This is a genomic window from Shewanella sp. YQ_9 (assembly GCF_043103185.1).
In the GTDB taxonomy this organism is placed as follows: domain Bacteria; phylum Pseudomonadota; class Gammaproteobacteria; order Enterobacterales; family Shewanellaceae; genus Shewanella; species Shewanella algae.
In genome coordinates, this window is record NZ_JBICJO010000080.1 from 18,273 (window position 1) to 39,363 (window position 21,091).

A 21,091-nucleotide genomic window follows, 5' to 3' on the forward strand; every position below is an offset into this window, starting at 1 on the left:
AACACCAAGACTTTATTCTAGATATAAATTTTGAATTAGTTGTCTTGGCTAACTAAAATGCCGTCTTCAGCAATATGTTTGGGTCAGGTCTGATGAGTAAGTTAAGAGTAGCACTTCTGGTTGATGAGTATTTTGGTGGAGCCAAAACAAAGTTTGGGGGATATGGTTTTCTTGCCCGTCATTTGATTGCCAAATATCTGCCCGGCGATGATATTGATGTCGAAGTGCTGCTAAAAAAAGACTGTGGTAAAGTCAGGCTCATTCCCAAATGCCATATGATAGACGGTATCAAAGTCTATAAATTGGCCGCCAGGGCTTTCGATTTTATTAACTATTTGTTCTTGAAAAAAAAGCAATATGATGTCTTCCTGTCTATTGAAATGACGACTCACTCATATCGTATATTCAGCAAGGCCCCTGGTAAAAACAAGAAGTTGCTGTTTTGGATTCAGGATCCACGTCCCACTTATGAATGGGATGAAATAAATACCGTCAAGCTGTTTCCAGAACCCTGCTATTGGGATCAACAAGTCTATGATTTTGTACATCAATACGCTAAGACGGGCAATATTCGTTTTATCAGTCAGGCCAGATGTTTAGACCAAAAAGCCAAAGACTTGTATCGCCTGCCGGCAGATACCGAGATTCAGTATCTGCCCAACCCTATTGAAATAGATGAAAATTTCGACCCGGATTATCATCAAAAACAAGACAATATTTTGTTCCTTGGCCGAATAGAATCAGTAAAACGCGGTTGGTTGTTTGCCGAAATTGCCCGAGCCATGCCGCAGTACCAATTCTACATGTTGGGGCAGGCACATAGACAGGCCGATGAGAACAACGCCGTGATGGCCAAGTATCAAGACATACCCAACCTGCACTTTGTCGGTCACGTTGAAGGCGAGCGTAAAAATCAGCTGTTGAAAGATGCCAAGCTGCTGGTCAATACCTCTATTCATGAAGCCTTGCCCGTGTCATTTCTCGAGGCCTTGTCATACGGAACCTTATTGGTCAGTTGTCAAAACCCGGATGAATTGACCAGTCGCTTCGGCATTTATACCGGCAAAGTTTTGGGGGATGGCTTCGACAAATTGCCGCTGTTCATCGAAGGGATTGAGCAGTTGCTGCAGAGTGAAGCCAAACGCCAGACTCTGGCCAAGGAAGCCATTGCCTACATCAAAAAAGTGCACCATCTGGACAAGTTCAAGCAAGATATGTCCAAAGAGATACGGGCACTTAAGTCCCAAAGCCGGCAAGTGCAAAGTCCGCATGCAACTGGCTCAGCCTGGCCTCGCACAGTACAATAAGGTTTTTATCCTATTGGGGCAGAGATGAAACGACTCATAGTCGACCTTGACGGCACCCTCACTCAAGGTGACAGCAAGGATTACAGCGCGGTGTCACCGCGCTTGGATGTGATAGCCAAATTGCGTGAATATCAGGCGCAGGGGTTTGACATTGTTATCTCCACCGCTCGCAATATGCGCACCTTTGAGGGGAATGTTGGCAAGATCAATATTCATACCCTGCCGGTGATCACCGCTTGGCTCGATAAGCACCAGGTTCCCTACGATGAAATTCTGGTGGGTAAGCCTTGGTGTGGTCATGAGGGTTTCTATATTGATGACCGGGCGATAAGACCATCAGAATTTGCCAAGTTGAGCCGGGAGCAGATAGAAGAGTTACTGGCGGACGACAAAGCATAGGGCCAAGCATGTATCTGATAACTTCTGCAGCACTCGTGGCATCTGAACTCCAGTCTGAATTCGGGCCACTGCCGCCCTGTTTTTTACCGGTAGGCAATAAACGGCTGTTTCACCATCAACTGGCCCTGCTTCCCGAGGGAGCGAGAGTGGTGATGACACTGCCAGAGGGTTTTATTCCAGGACCCTATGATACCCAGACATTGGCAGAAAAGCAGGTAGAACTCCTGTACCTGCCGACTCACTTGAGTCTGGGGGAGTCGATAGTCTATGCCCTCAATCTGCTGGAATTTGCCACAACCGAGCCCTTGTATGTGCTGCATGGAGACACCTTGTTCGATGCCCTGCCACAGACCCCGGATCTGCTCGGCCTGAGTCAAGTTGAAGACAACTATGATTGGGCCGAATTCAATCCGGATACCGGTATGCTCAATAAACACCATAGTGATCAGCCACCATCCAGTGAATTGATCGCCAATGGTTTTTTCAGTTTTTCTGCACCAAGAGCCCTGATCCGCCATATCACCCAATGCAAGTGGGACTTTATCGCCGGACTCAACGGCTATATTGCCGAAAAAGGCCTCACCCCCGAGCGCTTCGAGCATTGGTATGACTTCGGCCACAGTCATACTTACTATCAGTCCAAGAGCCGAATGACCACCCAGAGAGCCTTCAATGAGATGTCGATTCAGGGACAGGTGGTCAGTAAATACAGCCACAAAAAGCGTAAACTGGCTGCCGAGGCCAACTGGTACACTGAACTACCAGGGCCGCTGCGCAGTTATATCCCACAATTACTCGGCACCCAGGAAACCACAGAATCCTTTGGCTACAGCATAGAATATCTGCATCTGACGGCGCTCAACGAGCTGTACGTCTTCAGCCAACTGCCGGCTTTTGCCTGGCGTAAAATACTCAGAGCCTGCAGCCAGTTTATCAAGGATGCAGCCAGTCAAAAGGCGCAACCCAAGCCGACCCTGGATGGCTTGTTTATGGCCAAGACCCGCTCACGCCTCAAGGAGTTTGCCAAGCAAACGCCGCTGGATCTCCACCAGCCCATCGTTTTTAACGGCCAACTCAGGCCCAGCATCTATCAACTGGCCGAAGCGACTCAGGCGCAACTTCCTGGTGACAGTGGTCAACTCAATGTGCTGCACGGTGATTTTTGCTTCAGTAATATTCTCTACGACTTTCGTACCTGTAATATCAAGGTGATAGATCCTCGCGGCATAGACGGCGACGAGCAGCAAACTATATATGGCAACAGCCTCTACGACATCGCCAAACTGGCCCATTCTGTGATGGGACTGTACGACTCCATTATCGCCGGCTACTTTCGGGCGCAGCTCGACGGTCAAGCGCTCAACTTCGATATTGCGGTGACAGAGAGACGGGAACAGATCATGGCCGACTTCACCCAGCTGATGGCCAGTGAATTCGGTGTCAGCGAGAGCCAGCTCTACGCCATGCAGATCCAGCTATTTCTGTCCATGCTGCCACTGCACAATGACAGACCCGACAGACAATTGGGCTTTATCGGCAATGCCTATCGCCTGTATGATCGCCTGCAAAGCTGCACAGGAGCCCAATTATGATAGTCATCCCCATGGCCGGACTCAGTTCCCGTTTCTTCAAAGCCGGCTACCAGGAACCCAAATATATGCTGCCGGCCCATGGCAAGCCTTTATTTGACCATGCGCTGCTGAGTTTCAGCCGCTATTTTACGACCATGCCGTTTCTATTTATCGTGCGCGATGTCTATAACACTCCTGAGTTTGTTGAAAAGCGCTGCCAGCAACTGGGGATCAAGGATTACCGTATCGTCTCGCTCACGGAAGCGACTCGAGGACAGGCCGAAACCGTCTATTTGGGGTTAACGGATGTCGACCTGCAAACCCCGCTGACCATCTTCAATATCGATACTTTCCGCCCGGGCTTTAGCTTTCCTGCCATCACAGAGCATTGTGACGGCTATCTTGAAGTGTTCAAGGGTGAAGGCAGTAACTGGTCATACGCCAAACCTGCCGCTGTAAATTCGACGCTCGTCGTTGAAACCGCAGAAAAAAGGCCGATTTCCGATCTGTGCAGTACAGGCCTGTATTACTTCCGCCATGCCGCCGATTTTTGCGCAGCCTATACCCAGGAGGCCGCCAAGCCAGCCAGCGAGTGGCAAAAGCAGGAGCTGTATATAGCACCTTTATACAACTACCTGATAAGTCAGGGTAAGCAGATCCATTACCATCTGATTGAACGCGATGAAGTGATTTTTTGTGGTGTTCCTGAAGAATATCTATCCCTGTTGGCCCAGGCCGATTAGCCAGGCTCCTTCCGACGACAATTCAGACGCTTAATTATGGCAATCAATTTCAGCGATATCACAGTGGTAGTGCAAGGCCCGGTTCAAAGCTACCAGGAAAGGGCCCAGGAAACAGGCATTACCCATAAGTGTTTGCAAAGCATCAGAGAGCACCTGCCCGGAGCCAAGATTATTCTCTCCACCTGGGAGGGGCAAGATTGCAGTGGGCTGGAGCCGGATCTGCTGCTGCTCAATCAGGACCCGGGTGGCAACATAGTGGCCTATGATGCCGCCGGCAAACCGCAAAAACTCAACTTCAACCGCCAAATTGTCTCCTCCGCCGAAGGGCTTAAACGGGTAGAAACCCGCTATGCCGTCAAACTGCGCTCGGACAATTTCCTGACCGGCAAGGGTTTTGTAGCAGCCCAGGGCAAGTATCCCGTCCGCAATGCCGCCGACAGCTATTTCCAGGAAAGAGTCGTAGTCAATACCAGCTACTTTCGGCGTTATGCCGAAGGGCAGAGAGTTGTCAGACACCCGAGTGACTTTTTCCACTTTGGGCTCAAGGAAGATCTGTTGAAGATATGGGACCTGCCACTGTTTGCCGATCTCGAGTACGACCCTTCGAGAAGCGGTCAGGCGCAATATCATGGCGCCCCTTTGACCTGCCCCCATGCAGAACAGATTTATTGTGATATCTGGCTGAGACGCCTGGATCCCGCATGGCCCAAGCTGGAGCACAGGCACCATTTTGATGCTGCTATGGATGAGCAGTGGGATAGATTTATGGCTTCCAATCTACTGGTGCTGGAGCCTGAGCAGATTGGGCTTGGTCTGATAAAGCGCTTTATACCCAAGAGCAAGCGCCCCAACGAGATGAGTCATCTCGACTGGCAACTGCTCTACCAGCGCTATTGTGACCCTAAGTTTCCGGCTTCAAAACTGGCTCTGTTCAGTACTCTGGGATGGCGACGCATGCTGAAAATGCCTTTCAGCTACCTCAAGTTCAGACTCGGTTAACGGGTTCCGGCAAATAGCCCTTGCACGCCAGGGAACAGGCCGGGTTCGTTCGTACAATCCTAAATAAAAAGGGCCGAATCAGCCCTTTTTTTAATCTTTGTTACTCTGAGTCAGGCCCGTTGAGTAATGCCAGATATTGCTCAGCAACCCGCTTGGCACCCACCTGCTGCAGTATCTCGGCCGTAGCACAGTCCGGATAATCATTCAGCGCCGCATCCATGGCCTTGGCCAGTGCAGCAGGTTCCCTACGGGGTACCAGATAACGGCTAAACTCCCCGGTTAAGATCTCTTTCGGACCATGACGGCAATCGCTGCTCACCACAGGGGTTCCCACTGCCAGTGATTCTATCAATACCGTTGGCAGGCCTTCATAGTCGGAACTGAGCACCAACAGACGGGCATTTTTGATCCAGGGGTATGGATTAGTCTGAAATCCCGGGATGATCACCCTGTCGCTGATCCCAAACTTATGCGCCGCCTTGAGTGCCTTCTTCTTGTTGTTACACAACAATACCAATGGCATAGGGTTTTTCATCTGCTTCATGGCAGCAAAGAGCACATCGTGGCGTTTCTGCCGGGCAAAACGGCCGACATGGATCATATAATTCCCTGTCGGCATATCTGCTGGCACTTGTTGTGACAAGGCCTGGATCTTGTCCAGCTCAAACGGATTGTAAATAGTCTGCACCGAAGCGGGCTTGATCCGGCCCACTTGCGTTATCTCCCCGGCGATCCCTTTGGAAACCGTCACCAATTTCTGGCCATTGAGCGCCTTCTTGGCCTTGAGCATACTCAGATAGGCAAATGGCCCCAACTTGCGCTGCCTTTGCAACTCCTCTTCAATCGAGTTGTGCACTATGCAGTAGAGTGGCGCCACACAGGCGCGAGTCATCAACAGGTTGGTCTTGTCCAGATTGGAGAGAAACAACTCGAATGTGCCATGTTGCTGCTGTAGTTGTTCAATCCAGCTCTGCACTCTGGCAACCGATGATTTCAGACGCCAGAAACTGTCGATATTGCGCTCTTTGGCATCGAAACAGAAATGCACCGCCAGGGCGGCGGGCACTTCATGGTGACAGTCGTTATGCAGCACCAGCAGATGAGGCTCGTGTCCCATCTGCTTCAAGGTTGTGGCCAGCGTCAGCATTACTTTTTCGGCGCCGCCACCGGCGAGACTGTCTATGGCAATGGCGATTCTTCTGCCTGTCATGCTTGATTCTCCAGCAACGCCTTAAGCGCATCTATAGTGAGCTGTAGCCCGTTCATGTCCGGTTCTGCGGCCATGGCTTGTTGCAACTTCTGCCCCATATCCGGCGACAACAGGGCCTGTACTGCCGAACTCATCTGTTCGGCCTCGGCCTGCAGCACCAACCCCTTGTCTGAACAGACACGAATTCGCGCAGGCTGATCTTTGGACACGGCAACGGCCAGGGTATTTTTACGCAGTGCTATGGCCTGCAGTAGGGTATCACCGCCACTGAGAACCGCCGCGCGCGAGGCCACCAGCAAATTAATAAAGTCGGCATTGGCCAACGAGGAAATAGCTATAACTCCGGGAGCCTGCGGTAAATCCTTGGGATAATTGGGGCCAAACACCATCACCACAGGGATCCCCGAGGCTTGGTAACAAGCCTCGGCGGCGGCAAAGAAGTAATCGGCTGCCAGCTTGTCATTGAGTTTATGGCCGCCGGAACCGGCGTTGAACAGCAAAAATTCGCCCTCATTCAAGCCATACTGTTGCAGCAAAGTCTGCTGCCGCGCTTCATCCGGCGGGGTAAATACAGGGCCGATACACACAGGTTCCGGCTTACCAATGAGCTTTAGCTTGATACTTTCCCAGGCGCTGATAGGGCCGATAACAAACTCAGGCTGTACGACCAAGTGGCTGTCTGTGACCCTGGCGCGACCTATTTTCATACCCCGGCTGCGCTTGCGCTTGTGCTGGCTGAAGAAGATCACCTTGGCACCCAAGTTGTGGGCATGGCTCAGTTGTGACTTACGGCCTGAGGCGTCAAACAGCACCACATCGGGAGCAAACTCATCCATGATGCCGTTGACCGCTTTGACCTCCTTGGTGGGCGTCCGGGCCAGCAAATCTGCCGGATAGGGACAAGTCTTGGCGTAGGGAGCTTCCCGGCTGAGAACAAAGCGAATATCCGCCTGTGGCCAAACCCGCTTCACTTCATCGGCGATGATCAAGGAGCGCATATACTCACCCATGCCTTCGGCAGAAGACACAGGCACAAACAAAAACTTTACTGCTGATTGGGCTGTCATAGGCTTATTCATAGACTGATACTTCAAAGACGAAAGTCGGCGGCCACGCGATCGAACATGCTGCACACCTGCTCCACAGAGATCAACTCCATCAGATGTTCACCTTTGGCTCGTGTGCCCCAGGGAACCTGATGGCCCGGGAACTGCTGCGCTATCGCTTGCTCATAGGCACTCACCACATATTCCTTCCAGGTGTATGGCCCGGTGCGCCCCGGATTGGAATGAGCATAGAGACCGATAACCGGCGTCGCTTGGGTCACCGCCATATGCGCCGGACCAGTATCCGGAGCCAACACCAGGCTGGCCCGCTCCAGAATAGCCAGCAACTGCACCAGAGATGTTTTGCCAATCAAGTTAGTTGGCTGCTGCTGACACTGGGCGCTGATGTCCTCAGCCAGCTGTTTTTCCAATGCACTTGGGCCACCGCAGAGCAACACCTTGAACCCGCGTTCAAACGCATGGTTGGCCACGGCGGCATACCGCTCCGGCAACCAGTTGCGTTCGGCCTTACTCGCCGCCGGGCAGATGATAAAAGTCTTGTCATCATCAGCGACCCACTGACGAGCAAACGCCTTGTCCTCTTCCGGCAGCGGGATATGCCAGCTGGGGCTCAAATCTGTTACTCCCAATTTGGCGGCAAAACCCATAAAACCTTCCAGCACGTGTGGCGTTGCCAGCGGAGCCACCTGTTCATTGGTCACCAGCCACTGCCCTTCTTTGGCTCTGGCCCGGTCAAAACCTATGCGCACCTTGGCGGGGATCATCAATGAGGCTATGGTAGCCCGCAGCGCCACCTGCATGTGCAACAGTACATCGAAGCGACGTCCCTTGAGCGCCCGCCGCAGATTGAGATAACTCTTCCAGCCTTGGCCTTTGTCGAACACCACAAACTCAACTCCGGGCAGGTGCTTGAGCAACTGATATTCTATCTTGCCTATCACCCAGGTGATGGCCAGTTGCGGGTACTGGCGCTGAATCGCCTGCACCATGGCTACGGCGTGACAAACATCGCCAATCGCCGACAGGCGCAGCAAACAGAGAGATTGAATTTTCGCGGGGTCAAGGCTCATGGACAGAATCGGCTTCTTGGGTGCAAACCCCAGATCTTAATGTAGAATAGACCCAGGTTCCACGCTTATAACGAACAAATAGCCGATGCAGATTAAAAACACCGCCAAGGGTTGCCTGGCGCTGAGCCTTGCCGCCCCACAAGCCCTGGATGAAACCTGGTTTGACGAGTCTTTTTGGCGGCAACAGCAAGCGATTGTCGGCTCATCCAAGGGGCGTTACACCACCTGGTTTGTTGAGCATGAGAAACAGCAATGGGTATTGCGCCACTATTGGCGCGGTGGCTTGATGGAAAAGTTCAGCAAAGACGCCTACCTGTTCACCGGCCTCACCAAGACCCGCGCCGTGGCAGAACTGGCGCTCTTGGAGCAACTCTTTGAAGAAGGTTTACCTGTGCCCGAGCCCATTGCCGCCAAAGTGGAACGCTTCGGGCTCTGGTACCGGGCCGACATTCTGATCCGCCGCATTCATGGTGCCGAGGATCTGGTGGCTCTGCTGCAAAAACAGGCCATGTCCCGCCCACAGTGGCAACAACTCGGCGCCTTGATTGGCCGTTTTCATCAGCGCGGTGTCTACCATGCCGATCTCAACGCCAAAAACATTCTCAGCAGCGACCAGGGCTTTTATCTGATTGATTTTGACCGAGGTGAGCTGCGAACCCCAGCCGATGGCTGGCAACAGGCCAATCTCAGTCGGCTGCTGCGCTCCTTCAACAAGGAAAAACGCAAACAGCCCGAGCTGCAATTTACTGAAGAGAACTGGCAGTGGCTGCTGGAAGGCTACCGCGGCTCAGCGAGTGCCTGACAACAAGGCCTGAGCCAACTGCAACTGCTTCTGCAGTGCTCCTCTGTTGCTGCTAACCACTTCCAAGCCGGCTTGGGCGGCGCGGCGTCTCGCATCGCTATCCTGTAACAGTGCCGTTATGCCACTCGCCAGCGAGGAAGCATCTTCAACCAATTGCAAGGCTCCGGCATCTTGCAGCAGACGGGTTATATCGGCAAAGTCCCAATGATTGGGGCCGACAAATACCGGCAAGCCCAAGGCTGCCGGCTCCAGCGGATTATGCCCGCCATTGGTGATCAGGGTACCGCCGACAAAGGCCAGATCGCCGCAGGCATATAACCCCAGCAGCTCCCCCATGGTATCCCCCAGCAGCACCTGAGTCTCGGCAGCTAGCTCGTGGCCGCTGCTGCGCCGCACATAGGCAAGCCCGGCCTGCTTGATTGCCGTGGCGGCATTATCGAACTGCTCCGGGTGTCTCGGTACCATGATCAATAAAGCCTCAGGCCACAGCGCCAACAAGCGTTTATGGCACTCCAGCATGGCGGCAAATTCCCCAGGATGAACACTGCCGGCAACCCATACCGGGGACGAGGCGCGTCCCCACAACTGCCTTTCGCCTCTGGCCTTGGTTATCTTCTGCTGATCCAGTTGCAGGTCGAACTTGAGGCTACCGCAAACACTCAGCTTGTCGCCGGCAACCCCGAGAGCGATAAAGCGTTCGGCCTCGGCTTGGGTCTGCACGGCTACCTTATCCAGTAGCTGCAACATGGGCAGGCTAAGCCCGGCCCACTTCTGGTATTTGGCGGCCGACTTGGCCGACAACCTGGCATTGGCCAGCATGATGCCGGCGCCCTGTTTTTTGGCTTGATGCAGTAAGTTGGGCCAGAGTTCAGTTTCCATCACAATCAGGTTGGCAGGCTGGAGCCTGTTCAGAAAACGCCGCACACACCAGGGAAGATCGAACGGCAGGTAACAATGCTGCACTGTGTCACCAAACGCCTTATTCACCTCGCGGGAACCTGTGGGGCTGGTGGTCGTTACCGTGACAGATAAGTCCGGGTTGGCTTGCATCAGTGCCTTGATCAGCGGCACTGCTGCCAGGGTTTCCCCCATGGAAACAGTATGGATCAACAGGTCTGTCGGTTTGGCCTTGAACAAGCCGAATCGCTCGCCCCACCTGCCGCGGTAATCCGGGCTTTTCAAGGCCCTAAATGCCAGATACAGCAGTAAGAGTGGCGACAACAGATACAGCAAAAGTGAGTAACGACTAAGGTTCATTGGCGGGATAATTGAGTTTTGCCTGATGGATTGTCACAATGCTAGCATAATACCCGAAGCAGCATAACCAAGAGCCATTCGCCGGATTGCGGATGATGCCGCAACCATTTAGGACTCAGATGAAAACCCGCGATAAAATCATCCAGGCCAGTCTGGAACTCTTCAACGAACACGGCGAGCGCTCCATCACCACCAATCATATCGCGGCCCATCTGGGAATAAGCCCGGGCAATCTCTATTATCACTTCCGCAACAAGGAAGACATTATTCGCTGCATCTTCGCCCAGTATGAAAATCATCTGGAACTGGGGTTTCAACCCTATGAAGACAGGCAAGTCGATGTCGAGTTGTTGATTGGCTATTTCGATGCCATGTTCTATACCCTGTGGCAATTTCGCTTTATGTACGCCAACCTGGCCGACATCCTCAGTCGCGATGAGGCCTTGAAAAAGCGCTATCTGGAAGCCCAGCAAAAGGTGCTGACCCGCTCTAGCCATGTGCTACAGCTACTGTGCCAGGATGGATTTCTGCAGCTGGAGCAAGACAAGATCTCCAGCCTGGCCGATACCATCAAGATGATAGTCAGTTTCTGGATCAGCTATCAGCTGACCCAATCCAGCATAGCCAATATTACCAAGTCTTCACTCTATGAAGGCCTGCTCAGGGTGCTGATGATCTTCAAGGCTTACGCCACCCCCAGTTCCACCTCGACCTTCGAGCGCCTGGAGCAGCACTACCAAACTTTGGCTCACCAGCAAGACTAGCGCTGCAGCCTTGGGCATCTGTCATTCAGGTGCCTTTCTCCTTCTCGACTTCCTTAGTTTTTCTCATCTGAAACAAGCACTAGCCCTAATCTGATTTATCCCTGTCGGCTCAGCTTAAAAAAGAGTGTTGAGCCATTGGCTTTAGGGTTAAAATGCCACCACTCCAATAAACAGAATAATCCAATCAAGGAGACTTAAGGTGGCATCTACCTCATTCTACGATCAGATCAACCAACAGCTTGCCGACGTCAAGGCCGAAGGCCTGTACAAGAGCGAGCGTGTAATAGTTTCTCCGCAGCAACCGGCCATTCGCGTCAACGAAGCAGAAGTTATCAACTTCTGCGCCAACAACTACCTGGGCCTGGCCAATCACCCTGAATTGATCAAGGCGGCGCAGGCCGGGTTGGCAGACCATGGCTTCGGCATGGCCTCGGTACGTTTTATTTGCGGAACCCAGGACATTCACAAGCAGCTGGAAGCCAATCTGTCCGAGTTTCTCGGCATGGAAGATACCATCCTCTACTCCTCCTGCTTCGATGCCAACGCCGGTCTGTTTGAAACCCTGCTGGGCCCGGAAGATGCCATAGTGTCGGATGCCCTGAACCACGCTTCTATCATTGACGGTGTCCGCCTGTGTAAGGCCAAGCGTTTCCGCTACGCCAACAATGATATGACCGACCTGGAAACCCAACTGATCGCCGCCCGCGATGCCGGTGCCCGCCATATCTTGATAGCGACAGATGGGGTGTTTTCCATGGATGGGGTTATTGCCAACCTCAAGGGTATCTGTGATCTCGCCGACCAATACGGCGCTATGGTAATGGTCGATGACTCCCACGCCGTTGGCTTTATCGGCCAGAACGGCCGCGGCACCCACGAATATTGCGATGTGATGGGTCGTATCGACATCATTACAGGCACCCTGGGTAAGGCGCTGGGTGGCGCTTCCGGCGGCTTCACCGCGGCCCGCAAAGAAGTTGTCGATTGGTTACGTCAGCGTTCACGCCCTTACCTGTTCTCCAACTCACTGGCGCCTTCCATCGTCAGCGCTTCGATTCGGGTGTTGGAGATGCTCAAAGAGGGCCAGGAACTGCGCGAAGCGGTATGGGAAAACAGCCGTTATTTCCGTGAAAAAATGGCTGCAGCCGGATTCACCCTGGCCGGTGCCGATCACGCCATAGTGCCGGTCATGCTGGGTGATGCCAAGTTGGCCAGTGACTTCGCTAACCGCCTGCTGCAGGAAAACATCTATGTCATCGGCTTCTCCTTCCCGGTAGTACCCAAGGGACAGGCCCGTATCCGTACCCAGATGTCGGCGGCTCACAGCCGTGAACAGCTGGACAAGGCCATCGAAGCCTTTACCCGAATCGGTAAGGAGATGGGTATCATCTGATACCTATCCCATGGAGTAACATGATGAAAGCACTGAGTAAACTCAAGCCTGAACAAGGCATCTGGATGGTAGACGCGCCCAAACCTGAAATGGGCCATAACGATCTGCTGATCAAGATTCGCAAGACCGCCATTTGTGGTACCGATGTGCATATCTACAACTGGGATGAGTGGTCACAAAAGACCATCCCGGTTCCTATGGTTGTCGGCCATGAATATGTCGGCGAAGTGGTAGATATGGGTCAGGAAGTTCGTGGCTTTAATATTGGTGACCGAGTGTCAGGCGAAGGTCATATCACCTGTGGTCACTGCCGTAATTGCCGTGGTGGCCGCACTCATTTGTGCCGTAACACTGTGGGTGTTGGAGTTAACCGCGAAGGCGCCTTCGCCGAATATCTGGTGATCCCGGCCTTCAACGCCTTCAAGATCCCCGATGATATCAGCGACGATCTGGCCGCTATCTTCGACCCCTTTGGCAACGCGGTACACACTGCGCTGTCGTTTGATCTCGTCGGTGAAGATGTGCTGATCACCGGGGCCGGCCCCATAGGCATTATGGCCGCCGCGGTTTGTCGCCATGTCGGTGCCCGCCACGTAGTTGTCACAGATGTCAACGAATACCGTCTGGAACTGGCGCGCAAGCTGGGAGCGACCCGAGCCGTCAATGTGGCCAAGGAAAAACTCGAAGATGTGATGAGTGAGCTCGGCATGACAGAGGGCTTCGATGTCGGCCTGGAAATGTCCGGTGTGCCGTCAGCCTTCCACTCCATGTTGGATACCATGAACCACGGTGGCAAAATTGCCATGTTAGGGATCCCGGGTGGCGATATGGCCATAGACTGGAGCAAGGTCATCTTCAAAGGGTTGGTGATAAAGGGCATCTATGGCCGGGAAATGTTTGAAACCTGGTACAAGATGGCCAGTTTGATCCAGTCAGGATTGGATATTGCACCTATTATCACCCACCATTACAAGGTGGATGACTTCCAGCAGGGCTTCGATGCCATGCGTTCGGGTCAATCCGGCAAGGTCATTCTCAGCTGGGATTGATCCTCAAACAGGTCGCTGTACTCATGCAGCGCCCTGATGCACACTGTTAACAAGCATCACCTCTTTTACAGGCAAAGTATGTCCAGTTACCAACACCTTTCTGTCGTTCAACTCCGGCAAATGATGGCCGAAGATGCCGAGCTGCAGATAGTCGATATTCGCGACCCTGCCAGTTTTGAGACTGCCCATATTCCAGGTGCCGTCCGCCTCGGCAATGACAATCTGGCCGACTATCTCAGGGACGCCGATATGGATAAGCCCTTGGTTGTCTGCTGTTATCATGGCATCAGCAGCCAAAGCGCAGCGGAATATTTGCAACATCAAGGATTCGATGAGGTCTACAGCCTGGATGGCGGTTTCGCTGCCTGGCCGAGGGACTGAGGCATGGAAATCGGCCGCCTCCCCAATGAACGTGCTGCCCAGGCGCTGATAGACTACCTCAAGGGTGAAGGGATCCCCTGTCGCATCACACATCTGGAACAGGGAGTGGCCATCCATGTTATCGAGGACACAGACCAAGCCAAGGGGCGCAAAGCATTTCTCGACTTTGTCCAAGATCCGTTAAACCCCAAGTACTTGCAGGCCTCTTGGGATCATGGCGACAACCGAATCCGCTTTGACTATGGCGCGCCATCGCTGCAACTGCTGAGTCAATTTATTACCGGCGCCGGACCGCTGACGCTGATCATTCTACTGGTCTGCATAGCTATCTTCGCAGCCATGAACCTGGGCTACGGCAATCAGGTATTCGAAGCCCTGGCCTTCTTCGGCGCCACTTCGGATGCCGGTTTCAGCCAATTCTGGCGCCTGTTTACCCCGAGCCTGCTGCACTTCTCGGCGCTGCATATCACCTTTAACCTACTCTGGTGGTGGGTCTTGGGTGGCAAAATAGAAAACCGTATCGGTCTTGCTCCTTTACTGACTCTGCTGTTGGTCGCCGGCACTTTGCCCAATATAGTGCAGTTCTATCTCAGTGGCCCCAACTTCGGCGGTCTTTCCGGGGTTGTGTATGGCCTGGTGGGTTATACCTGGGTCCGCGGCCGCATGAGCCCAGAGAAAGGCATAGGTCTGCCACCGGCCTTGATGGGTTTTATGCTGTTGTGGCTGGTACTTGGCTTTATGGATGTGTTTGGCCTTTCGATAGCCAACGGCGCGCATCTGGGTGGACTCTTGGTCGGGCTGGCCCAAGGCTGGCTCGACAACCGCGGGAAAAGATAATCCTATGTGGCTCAGGTTTGTACACACCAAAGTCACTCTGCACAGCCGGCAACAGTAAAAAGAGGGAGCTCAGGCTCCCTCTTGAATAGGTTCAAAGTAACTTGGACAGGGCTTAGGCCAGCTCCAACACCTTGGCCACCAGCTTTTCAATGCCACTATTGGCCTCGGCAATGGAACCTGCCAGCATGTAAGCCGGGGTGCTGACTATCTTGCGCTCACTGTCGACCACAATTTCATCTACCTTGGCATTTTGATGTTCACCGCCCATGGCTACAAAGGCCGCTGCGGTTTCAGCGTCCGTCCCTATGGTGCCTCTGGCCCCTTCACCATAGAGGCTCGGGATCATCACAGGCGCAATACAGATAAAACCCACCACCTTGTCTGCACTGATAAAACGGCTGATAAATTCACGTACCGGAGCGGCAATCTCACTATTGCTGCCATTTACGGCAAAGTTACAGAGGTTTTTAGCGGCCCCGAAGCCTCCGGGAATGATCAGGCCGTCGAAGTCAGCTACATTCAGTTCAGAAGTAGCCTTGATATCACCCCTGGCAATTCGAGCAGCCTCCACCAACACATTGCGCTGCTCAGTCTCCACGACTTCACCCTTGAGATGATTGACCACATGCATTTGAGGAATATCAGGGGCAAAACACTGGTAAGCCGCGCCCGAACGAGACAGGGACAGCAGGGTCAACACCGCCTCATGGATTTCACTGCCATCGAAGACACCACAACCACTGAGAAGAACTGCGATTTTTTTCATTAAAAATTCCCTCTTATGTCATTTGGGTTTAACAAACCAGTTACAAACTGGTTGATCTGATTAAAAATCATGCTAACTTAATTCATCGTCTCTGCTAAGAGGCGATTTTTACCGCTACCAAGGTGCGAATCTGGAAAAGGAATTTAAAAAATCCACAACCGATAAGATTTAGTAAAACTTTTACCTGACTCACAAAAAAACAAATAACAAATAAATATCAACAAGTTATAAAAAAACTTTATGTTGTTCTCTACCGCCTTTCTCTATGTTGATTTTTTCACTCACAGACTTATCCACAGGCTGTGGGTGATTTTGTCATGGCCGAAAATGCCTTGATATGGCATGCTTAGCAGCACTTAAGACAGCTTAGATTGAAACAAAACTATGCCAACAATAGCAGAAAACCCCCTCGTCCTTGTGGATGGTTCTTCCTACCTCTATCGGGCCTACTATGCACCACCTCACCTGACCAATTCCAAGGGTGAAGCTACCGGGGCTGTTTATGGCGTAGTCAATATGTTGCGCAGCTTGCTGGGCAAATACAAGCCACAACAGATGGCGGTTGTTTTTGATGCCAAGGGTCCCACGTTTCGTAACGAGATGTACGCCGAGTATAAGGCCCACAGGCCACCAATGCCTGATGATCTGCGAAGTCAGATAGCCCCCCTGCATGCCATCATCGAGGCTCTTGGCCTGCCACTCCTTTGTATTCCCGGGGTTGAAGCCGATGACGTGATAGGCACTCTTGCCTCCAGGGCCAGTAAGGAAGGCCGTGCCATTCTGATCAGCACAGGCGATAAGGATATGGCGCAACTGGTGGATGACAATGTCACCCTGATCAACACAATGACAGACACCATAATGGGACCGGAAGAGGTCACCAGTAAATTTGGTGTCGGCCCCGAGCTTATCATCGACCTGTTGGCCCTGATGGGCGACAAGGCCGATAACATCCCGGGACTGCCTGGTGTGGGTGAGAAAACCGCGTTGGCCATGCTGACAGGGGCCGGTGGTGTCGCCAAGCTACTGCAGCAACCGGATTGTGTCACGGAACTTGGCTTCCGTGGTGCCAAGACCATGGCCAAGAAAATCACCGACAATGCCGAGATGCTGCAACTATCCTACGATCTGGCAACTATCAAAACAGATTGCGAGCTGGATCTGGATTGGCATCAACTCAATATTACCGAGCCCAATAAAGACCAACTGACACAGCTTTACGGCGAGATGGAGTTCAAGCGTTGGTTGGCAGAAGTTCTGGACAACAGGATGCCGCACCCCAAGGCGGCCAACACAACAGCGCCAGAGACTCAGGAGGAAACCCCATCTCAAGTCACCATAGAGACAGAATACGAAACCATACTGACAGAAGCCGCACTGGAAAAATGGCTGAAAAAGCTGGCCGATGCCGAACTGATGGCGGTAGATACTGAAACCACCAGCCTCAACTATATGGACGCCAAACTGGTGGGTTTGTCCTTTGCCGTCAAGGCTGGAGAAGCCGCCTATCTGCCACTGGGACACGATTACTTGGATGCCCCCGAGCAGCTGCCTAGAGAAGGGGTATTGGCCAAACTCAAGCCTATTCTCGAAGATCCCGAGATAAAGAAAGTCGGTCAAAATCTAAAATATGACATCAGTATTCTGGCCAATGCCGGTATCAAACTGGCCGGTGTCGCCTTCGATACCATGCTCGAATCCTATGTATTCAATTCTGTAGCATCCAGACACGACATGGATGGCCTGGCGCTCAAGTATCTGGGGCACAAATGTGTCAGCTTCGAAGATATTGCCGGTAAAGGCGCCAAACAGCTGACATTCAACCAGATCCCTTTGGAAACAGCGGCGCCTTACGCCGCCGAAGATGCCGATATCACACTCAGGCTACACCAACACCTGTGGCCAAGGCTTGAGCGGGAGCAAGAGTTAGCCAACGTTTTCACCGAACTTGAGTTGCCGCTTATTCAGGTGCTCTCACAGATGGAGCGCGACGGAGTGTTGATCGACAGTATGCAACTGTCGCAGCAGAGTGATGAGCTGGCACAAAAGATAGATGCGCTGGAGCAAAAAGCCTATGAGATAGCCGGAGAGAAGTTCAATCTGGGTTCTCCCAAACAGCTGCAGGCACTATTCTTTGAAAAGCTGGGTTATCCGGTGATCAAGAAAACGCCGAAAGGCGCGCCATCCACCGCCGAGGAGGTATTGATAGAGTTGGCGCTGGATTATCCATTGCCAAAGATCATTCTCGAGCATCGCAGCCTGACCAAGCTCAAGAGCACTTATACAGATAAGTTACCGCTGATGATCAATGGCAAAACCGGCCGGGTGCATACCAGCTATCATCAAGCCAACGCTGCCACCGGCCGCTTGTCGTCCAGCGACCCTAACCTGCAGAATATTCCTATCCGCACCGAAGAGGGGCGCAGAATTCGTCAGGCCTTTATCGCACCTTCAGGGCGCAAGATTCTGGCCGCCGACTACTCACAGATTGAGCTCAGGATCATGGCTCACCTGTCCCAGGATGCCGGCCTGCTGGCGGCATTCGCCGAGGGTAAAGATATTCACAGAGCAACGGCGGCTGAAGTCTTTGATGTGGCTTTTGAAACTGTCACTCCAGAGCAGCGCCGACGGGCCAAGGCGGTTAACTTCGGTCTTATCTATGGCATGTCCGCCTTTGGCTTGGCACGCCAACTGGATATTCCCCGCACTGAAGCACAAAGCTATATGGATACCTACTTCAAGCGTTATCCCGGCGTGCTCAAGTATATGGAAGAGACCAGGGCACTCGCTGCCGAGCAAGGTTATGTCTCCACACTCTTTGGTCGGCGCCTGTATCTGCCGGAAATCCGTGATCGCAATGCCATGCGACGTCAAGCCGCAGAACGGGCTGCAATCAACGCTCCTATGCAGGGAACAGCAGCCGACATCATCAAGAAGGCGATGATCAAAGTTGCCGACTGGATAGCCTCTGATACCAAGGGGGAAATCACCATGATCATGCAAGTTCACGATGAATTGGTGTTTGAAGTCAATGAAGCGAAAGCCGAAGATCTGCAACAACAGATCTGCAAACTCATGGCTGAAGCCGCTACCCTGGATGTACCTTTGCTGGCCGAAGCCGGCTTGGGTGACAGCTGGGATCAGGCTCACTGATAATCTATCTATTCCATCAAGAGCCATCCTTCGGGATGGCTTTTTTGTGTTTTGAACACAAGGCTATGATTATCCGCATTTGCTCCCGTCATTAGCTACCCTACCTGAACTAAAAACAACAATTTTTGGCAAAAAATCGACAAACCAGCGCTAAAAGCCTGCATTTTAAGCTCATTTTTGTAATTTAAAGATCAAAAGGCGCTTTTCTAGCCAACGATTCTTGTGATCGACTCCACATTATTGTCGTCTTTTTGAAAAAACAGTTTTCCCATTAGAGATAAATGCAGTATTATTCTCGGTGTAGGGTACAGAGGTTAAGATGTTCTATCTTTCAGACCTTTATTTCACTTTTAGTGATCAGCCAAATTCTGGCGCCCCAGCAATCATTTGCTGGGGCTTTTTTTCGTCTGCAATATTTTTTAGAGTAATTACTTTAAAACTGATTCAGTTCGCGTTATGCTACCGCCATTGAGAGCCATCGAAGTCCAAGTTTGATGGTACTTGAGTCTTGTTGAAATTTTAGCTTCTCCCCAAAAGAGCTAATTTAACCGGTGACTGAGTCGCCGGTTTTTTTTGTCCTGAATTCTCCCGGCACACACAGCAGATACAAAAACGGCAGCCTATATGGCTGCCGTTTGCATAGTTTGAGTCCATCACTCTTGTTCGTTCTCTTCTTGCTCCAACCAGGCTGGATGGCACCACTCATCCAGAATCGCCAGAACCTTAGGTTTCCCGGTTCCCTTAAGTGATGAGAAAGGCTCGACTCTGACCCAATCACCAAAGTCAGCCAGCGCTTTACGTACCTCATTGACCGTCTTCATCTTGGCACTCTGTGGCAGCTTATCAGCCTTGGTCAGCAGTGCCAGCACAGGGATCTCACTGGCAACAGCCCATTCAATCATCTGCAAGTCCAAGTCTTTCAACGGATGGCGAATATCCATCAGCACCACCACACCACTCAGGCAGGCACGCTTTTGTAAATACTCACCCAGCGACTCTTGCCATTTGAGCTTCATGGCCAGTGGTACCTGAGCAAAACCATAGCCGGGTAAATCCACCAAACGGCGCTGCTCATCGAGCTCAAACACGTTGATCAGTTGAGTACGACCTGGGGTTTTACTGGTTCTTGCAAGGTTTTTCTGCTCGGTCAAAGCATTCAAAGCGCTTGATTTACCGGCATTTGAGCGACCGGCAAAGGCGATTTCCACGCCGGTGTCGCCCGGTAAGTGCTTGTCCAAATGGGCAATATCAGGCGCACTGATAAGGAATTTTGTCTTGCGAAAATCGATACGAGTTGCTGTCACTTCTGACTCCGGAATTTTGCTGGGTGATAGCATAAATATTGAAGACTTGCTTACTTTTCCACGTTTTCGTGTAAAATATTAGCCCGATCACATTATTTGTATTTTACCACGCTTGCGGGTCACCCTAGTAAGCTCAGGACAATAATTTAACGAAAGAAGTTGGAACGCCATGAAAAAGTTAGCCCTTGCGCTGTCTGTAGTCGCCGCCATATCTTCACCTGCGATTGCTGAAGGTAATGCTGAAGCGGGAAAAACCAAAGCCATTGTCTGCTCTGCCTGCCATGGCCTTGATGGCAACAGCATGATCGACATGTATCCCAAGTTGGCTGGTCAGCACACAACCTATCTGCAAAAACAGCTGCGGGAGTTTCGTAGTGCAGCCCAAACCGGTGGCAAAGATGGCCGTATGGATCCTATCATGGGCGGCATGGCGGTAGCCTTGAGCGATCAGGATATTGCCGATGTTGCAGCTTATTTTGCCAGCCAAACATTGCAGGTTGCTGAAGTTAAGGATGTTCCTGATGCCGGCGAGAAGCTGTTCAAGGGTGGTGATATGTCTCGTGGCATAGCCGCTTGTTCCGCTTGTCACGGTCCTGAAGGCAAAGGCAGCGAACTGGCCGGTTTCCCGGCAGTTGCTGGGCAGCACGCCAACTACATCAAGATCCAGTTGAATAAGTTCCGTGATCAGAGCCGTCATAACGACTTAAACGGAATGATGCAGGACACAGCTAAAAAGCTGAATGATGCAGACATTGAAGCGCTGGCCAAGTACATCTCCAGCCTGAAGTAATTTTTGCTGTAGCTTGGAAAGGGGTGACGTTTCACCCTTTTCTTAAGCTATAAAGTTTACGTTTACGTAAACTGAAAATATTAATGCTTGACACAGATCACAGATTTAGGTTTAATGTGCCCGTACCGAGATAAACCCATCTGTTTGTATAAAAACTTTACCAACAACATTCAGGTTTCGGTATAATTTACATTCAAGATATAAGAATAAAGCAATCCAATAACAATAA

The 21,091-nt window shown here is 51.9% G+C and carries 19 protein-coding genes; 13 read left to right on the forward strand and 6 right to left on the reverse strand.

The features are described 5' to 3' along the window. Positions 1-92 precede the first annotated feature (92 nt). The 5 genes from ACF8D4_RS22950 to ACF8D4_RS22970 are packed head-to-tail and all read left to right on the forward strand — an operon-like array spanning position 93 to position 5,019. Positions 93-1,307 (forward strand): glycosyltransferase family 4 protein, encoded by a 1,215-nt coding sequence (locus ACF8D4_RS22950; RefSeq protein ID WP_044736041.1) that lies wholly within the window; start codon positions 93-95, stop codon positions 1,305-1,307. Between the two features lie 24 nt (positions 1,308-1,331). After that, complete coding sequence (locus tag ACF8D4_RS22955; RefSeq protein ID WP_025888998.1) at positions 1,332-1,706, forward strand: HAD hydrolase family protein; 375 nt, start codon at positions 1,332-1,334, stop codon at positions 1,704-1,706. A gap of 35 nt (positions 1,707-1,741) precedes the next feature. After that, complete coding sequence (locus ACF8D4_RS22960; RefSeq protein WP_157771185.1) at positions 1,742-3,298, forward strand: phosphotransferase; 1,557 nt, start codon at positions 1,742-1,744, stop codon at positions 3,296-3,298. After that, a complete protein-coding gene (locus ACF8D4_RS22965; protein WP_208128806.1) occupies positions 3,295-4,020 on the forward strand; it encodes a glycosyltransferase family 2 protein in 726 nt (241 codons plus the stop codon). The genes ACF8D4_RS22960 and ACF8D4_RS22965 overlap by 4 nt, the downstream gene beginning before the upstream one ends. A gap of 36 nt (positions 4,021-4,056) precedes the next feature. Beyond that, the gene (locus ACF8D4_RS22970; protein WP_392469090.1) at positions 4,057-5,019 is read left to right on the forward strand and encodes a WavE lipopolysaccharide synthesis family protein; all 963 of its coding nucleotides are present in this window, start codon (positions 4,057-4,059) and stop codon (positions 5,017-5,019) included. 100 nt (positions 5,020-5,119) lie between these two features. On the opposite strand, the gene ACF8D4_RS22975 is transcribed toward ACF8D4_RS22970, so the two are convergent. From ACF8D4_RS22975 to ACF8D4_RS22985, 3 genes are read right to left on the reverse strand one after another with little or no spacing between them, the layout of a single operon-like run. Next, the gene (locus ACF8D4_RS22975; RefSeq protein WP_392469093.1) at positions 5,120-6,229 is read right to left on the reverse strand and encodes a glycosyltransferase; all 1,110 of its coding nucleotides are present in this window, start codon (positions 6,227-6,229) and stop codon (positions 5,120-5,122) included. Beyond that, positions 6,226-7,296 carry a hypothetical protein gene (locus ACF8D4_RS22980; RefSeq protein ID WP_028780372.1) on the reverse strand — a complete coding sequence of 357 codons (1,071 nt, stop codon included), beginning with the start codon at positions 7,294-7,296 and terminating at the stop codon, positions 6,226-6,228. The genes ACF8D4_RS22975 and ACF8D4_RS22980 overlap by 4 nt, the downstream gene beginning before the upstream one ends. 23 nt (positions 7,297-7,319) lie before the next feature. Beyond that, on the reverse strand, positions 7,320-8,366 hold the full coding sequence (locus ACF8D4_RS22985; protein ID WP_107352597.1) for a glycosyltransferase family 9 protein: 1,047 nt from the start codon (positions 8,364-8,366) through the stop codon (positions 7,320-7,322). An 85-nt stretch (positions 8,367-8,451) separates the two neighbouring features. On the opposite strand from ACF8D4_RS22985, the gene ACF8D4_RS22990 reads away from it, so the two are divergent. Beyond that, positions 8,452-9,168 (forward strand): 3-deoxy-D-manno-octulosonic acid kinase, encoded by a 717-nt coding sequence (locus ACF8D4_RS22990; protein ID WP_208136359.1) that lies wholly within the window; start codon positions 8,452-8,454, stop codon positions 9,166-9,168. Here ACF8D4_RS22990 and waaA read toward each other — a convergent pair. Next, positions 9,154-10,425: a lipid IV(A) 3-deoxy-D-manno-octulosonic acid transferase gene (waaA, locus tag ACF8D4_RS22995; protein WP_208136360.1), complete on the reverse strand. Its 1,272-nt coding sequence runs from the start codon at positions 10,423-10,425 to the stop codon at positions 9,154-9,156. The two genes, ACF8D4_RS22990 and waaA, sit on opposite strands and share 15 nt — an antisense overlap. A 119-nt stretch (positions 10,426-10,544) precedes the next feature. Between waaA and ACF8D4_RS23000 the strand changes: the two genes are divergently transcribed. The 5 genes from ACF8D4_RS23000 (at position 10,545) to glpG (ending at position 14,849) form a co-directional block, all read left to right on the forward strand. After that, positions 10,545-11,189 (forward strand): TetR/AcrR family transcriptional regulator, encoded by a 645-nt coding sequence (locus tag ACF8D4_RS23000; protein WP_025009072.1) that lies wholly within the window; start codon positions 10,545-10,547, stop codon positions 11,187-11,189. Between the two features lie 199 nt (positions 11,190-11,388). Beyond that, positions 11,389-12,582 (forward strand): glycine C-acetyltransferase, encoded by a 1,194-nt coding sequence (locus ACF8D4_RS23005; protein ID WP_025888991.1) that lies wholly within the window; start codon positions 11,389-11,391, stop codon positions 12,580-12,582. A gap of 23 nt (positions 12,583-12,605) precedes the next feature. Beyond that, positions 12,606-13,631 carry an L-threonine 3-dehydrogenase gene (gene tdh, locus ACF8D4_RS23010; RefSeq protein WP_025888990.1) on the forward strand — a complete coding sequence of 342 codons (1,026 nt, stop codon included), beginning with the start codon at positions 12,606-12,608 and terminating at the stop codon, positions 13,629-13,631. Between the two features lie 78 nt (positions 13,632-13,709). Continuing rightward, positions 13,710-14,012, forward strand: coding sequence for a thiosulfate sulfurtransferase GlpE (gene glpE, locus ACF8D4_RS23015; RefSeq protein ID WP_144437312.1), 303 nt, complete (start codon positions 13,710-13,712; stop codon positions 14,010-14,012). Positions 14,013-14,015: 3 nt separating this feature from the next. After that, positions 14,016-14,849 (forward strand): rhomboid family intramembrane serine protease GlpG, encoded by an 834-nt coding sequence (glpG, locus tag ACF8D4_RS23020; RefSeq protein WP_335902625.1) that lies wholly within the window; start codon positions 14,016-14,018, stop codon positions 14,847-14,849. A 112-nt stretch (positions 14,850-14,961) separates the two neighbouring features. On the opposite strand, the gene elbB is transcribed toward glpG, so the two are convergent. Continuing rightward, positions 14,962-15,615, reverse strand: a complete 654-nt coding sequence (elbB, locus tag ACF8D4_RS23025) for an isoprenoid biosynthesis glyoxalase ElbB (RefSeq protein ID WP_025009069.1) — start codon at positions 15,613-15,615, stop codon at positions 14,962-14,964. A gap of 384 nt (positions 15,616-15,999) precedes the next feature. Between elbB and polA the strand changes: the two genes are divergently transcribed. Then, positions 16,000-18,768, forward strand: coding sequence for a DNA polymerase I (gene polA / locus ACF8D4_RS23030; RefSeq protein WP_208145736.1), 2,769 nt, complete (start codon positions 16,000-16,002; stop codon positions 18,766-18,768). A gap of 653 nt (positions 18,769-19,421) precedes the next feature. Here the strand turns inward: polA and yihA are convergent. After that, complete coding sequence (gene yihA / locus ACF8D4_RS23035; protein ID WP_025009067.1) at positions 19,422-20,072, reverse strand: ribosome biogenesis GTP-binding protein YihA/YsxC; 651 nt, start codon at positions 20,070-20,072, stop codon at positions 19,422-19,424. A gap of 169 nt (positions 20,073-20,241) precedes the next feature. Between yihA and ACF8D4_RS23040 the strand changes: the two genes are divergently transcribed. Then, a complete protein-coding gene (locus ACF8D4_RS23040) occupies positions 20,242-20,862 on the forward strand; it encodes a cytochrome c (protein ID WP_025009066.1) in 621 nt (206 codons plus the stop codon). Positions 20,863-21,091: the final 229 nt, after the last annotated feature.

Excerpts from the sequence above, each read along its gene's own strand:
- ACF8D4_RS22965 (WP_208128806.1), top strand. The coding sequence starts at position 3,295 with ATGATAGTCATCCCCATGGCCGGACTCAGTTCCCGTTTCTTCAAAGCC.
- ACF8D4_RS22950 (WP_044736041.1), top strand. The coding sequence starts at position 93 with ATGAGTAAGTTAAGAGTAGCACTTCTGGTTGATGAGTATTTTGGTGGA.
- polA (WP_208145736.1), top strand. The coding sequence starts at position 16,000 with ATGCCAACAATAGCAGAAAACCCCCTCGTCCTTGTGGATGGTTCTTCC.
- ACF8D4_RS23040 (WP_025009066.1), top strand. The coding sequence starts at position 20,242 with ATGAAAAAGTTAGCCCTTGCGCTGTCTGTAGTCGCCGCCATATCTTCA.
- ACF8D4_RS22970 (WP_392469090.1), top strand. The coding sequence starts at position 4,057 with ATGGCAATCAATTTCAGCGATATCACAGTGGTAGTGCAAGGCCCGGTT.
- ACF8D4_RS22990 (WP_208136359.1), top strand. The coding sequence starts at position 8,452 with ATGCAGATTAAAAACACCGCCAAGGGTTGCCTGGCGCTGAGCCTTGCC.
- glpE (WP_144437312.1), top strand. The coding sequence starts at position 13,710 with ATGTCCAGTTACCAACACCTTTCTGTCGTTCAACTCCGGCAAATGATG.
- waaA (WP_208136360.1), bottom strand. The coding sequence starts at position 10,425 with ATGAACCTTAGTCGTTACTCACTTTTGCTGTATCTGTTGTCGCCACTC.
- tdh (WP_025888990.1), top strand. The coding sequence starts at position 12,606 with ATGAAAGCACTGAGTAAACTCAAGCCTGAACAAGGCATCTGGATGGTA.
- glpG (WP_335902625.1), top strand. The coding sequence starts at position 14,016 with ATGGAAATCGGCCGCCTCCCCAATGAACGTGCTGCCCAGGCGCTGATA.
- ACF8D4_RS22985 (WP_107352597.1), bottom strand. The coding sequence starts at position 8,366 with ATGAGCCTTGACCCCGCGAAAATTCAATCTCTCTGTTTGCTGCGCCTG.
- ACF8D4_RS22955 (WP_025888998.1), top strand. The coding sequence starts at position 1,332 with ATGAAACGACTCATAGTCGACCTTGACGGCACCCTCACTCAAGGTGAC.
- ACF8D4_RS22980 (WP_028780372.1), bottom strand. The coding sequence starts at position 7,296 with ATGACAGCCCAATCAGCAGTAAAGTTTTTGTTTGTGCCTGTGTCTTCT.
- ACF8D4_RS23000 (WP_025009072.1), top strand. The coding sequence starts at position 10,545 with ATGAAAACCCGCGATAAAATCATCCAGGCCAGTCTGGAACTCTTCAAC.
- elbB (WP_025009069.1), bottom strand. The coding sequence starts at position 15,615 with ATGAAAAAAATCGCAGTTCTTCTCAGTGGTTGTGGTGTCTTCGATGGC.
- ACF8D4_RS22975 (WP_392469093.1), bottom strand. The coding sequence starts at position 6,229 with ATGACAGGCAGAAGAATCGCCATTGCCATAGACAGTCTCGCCGGTGGC.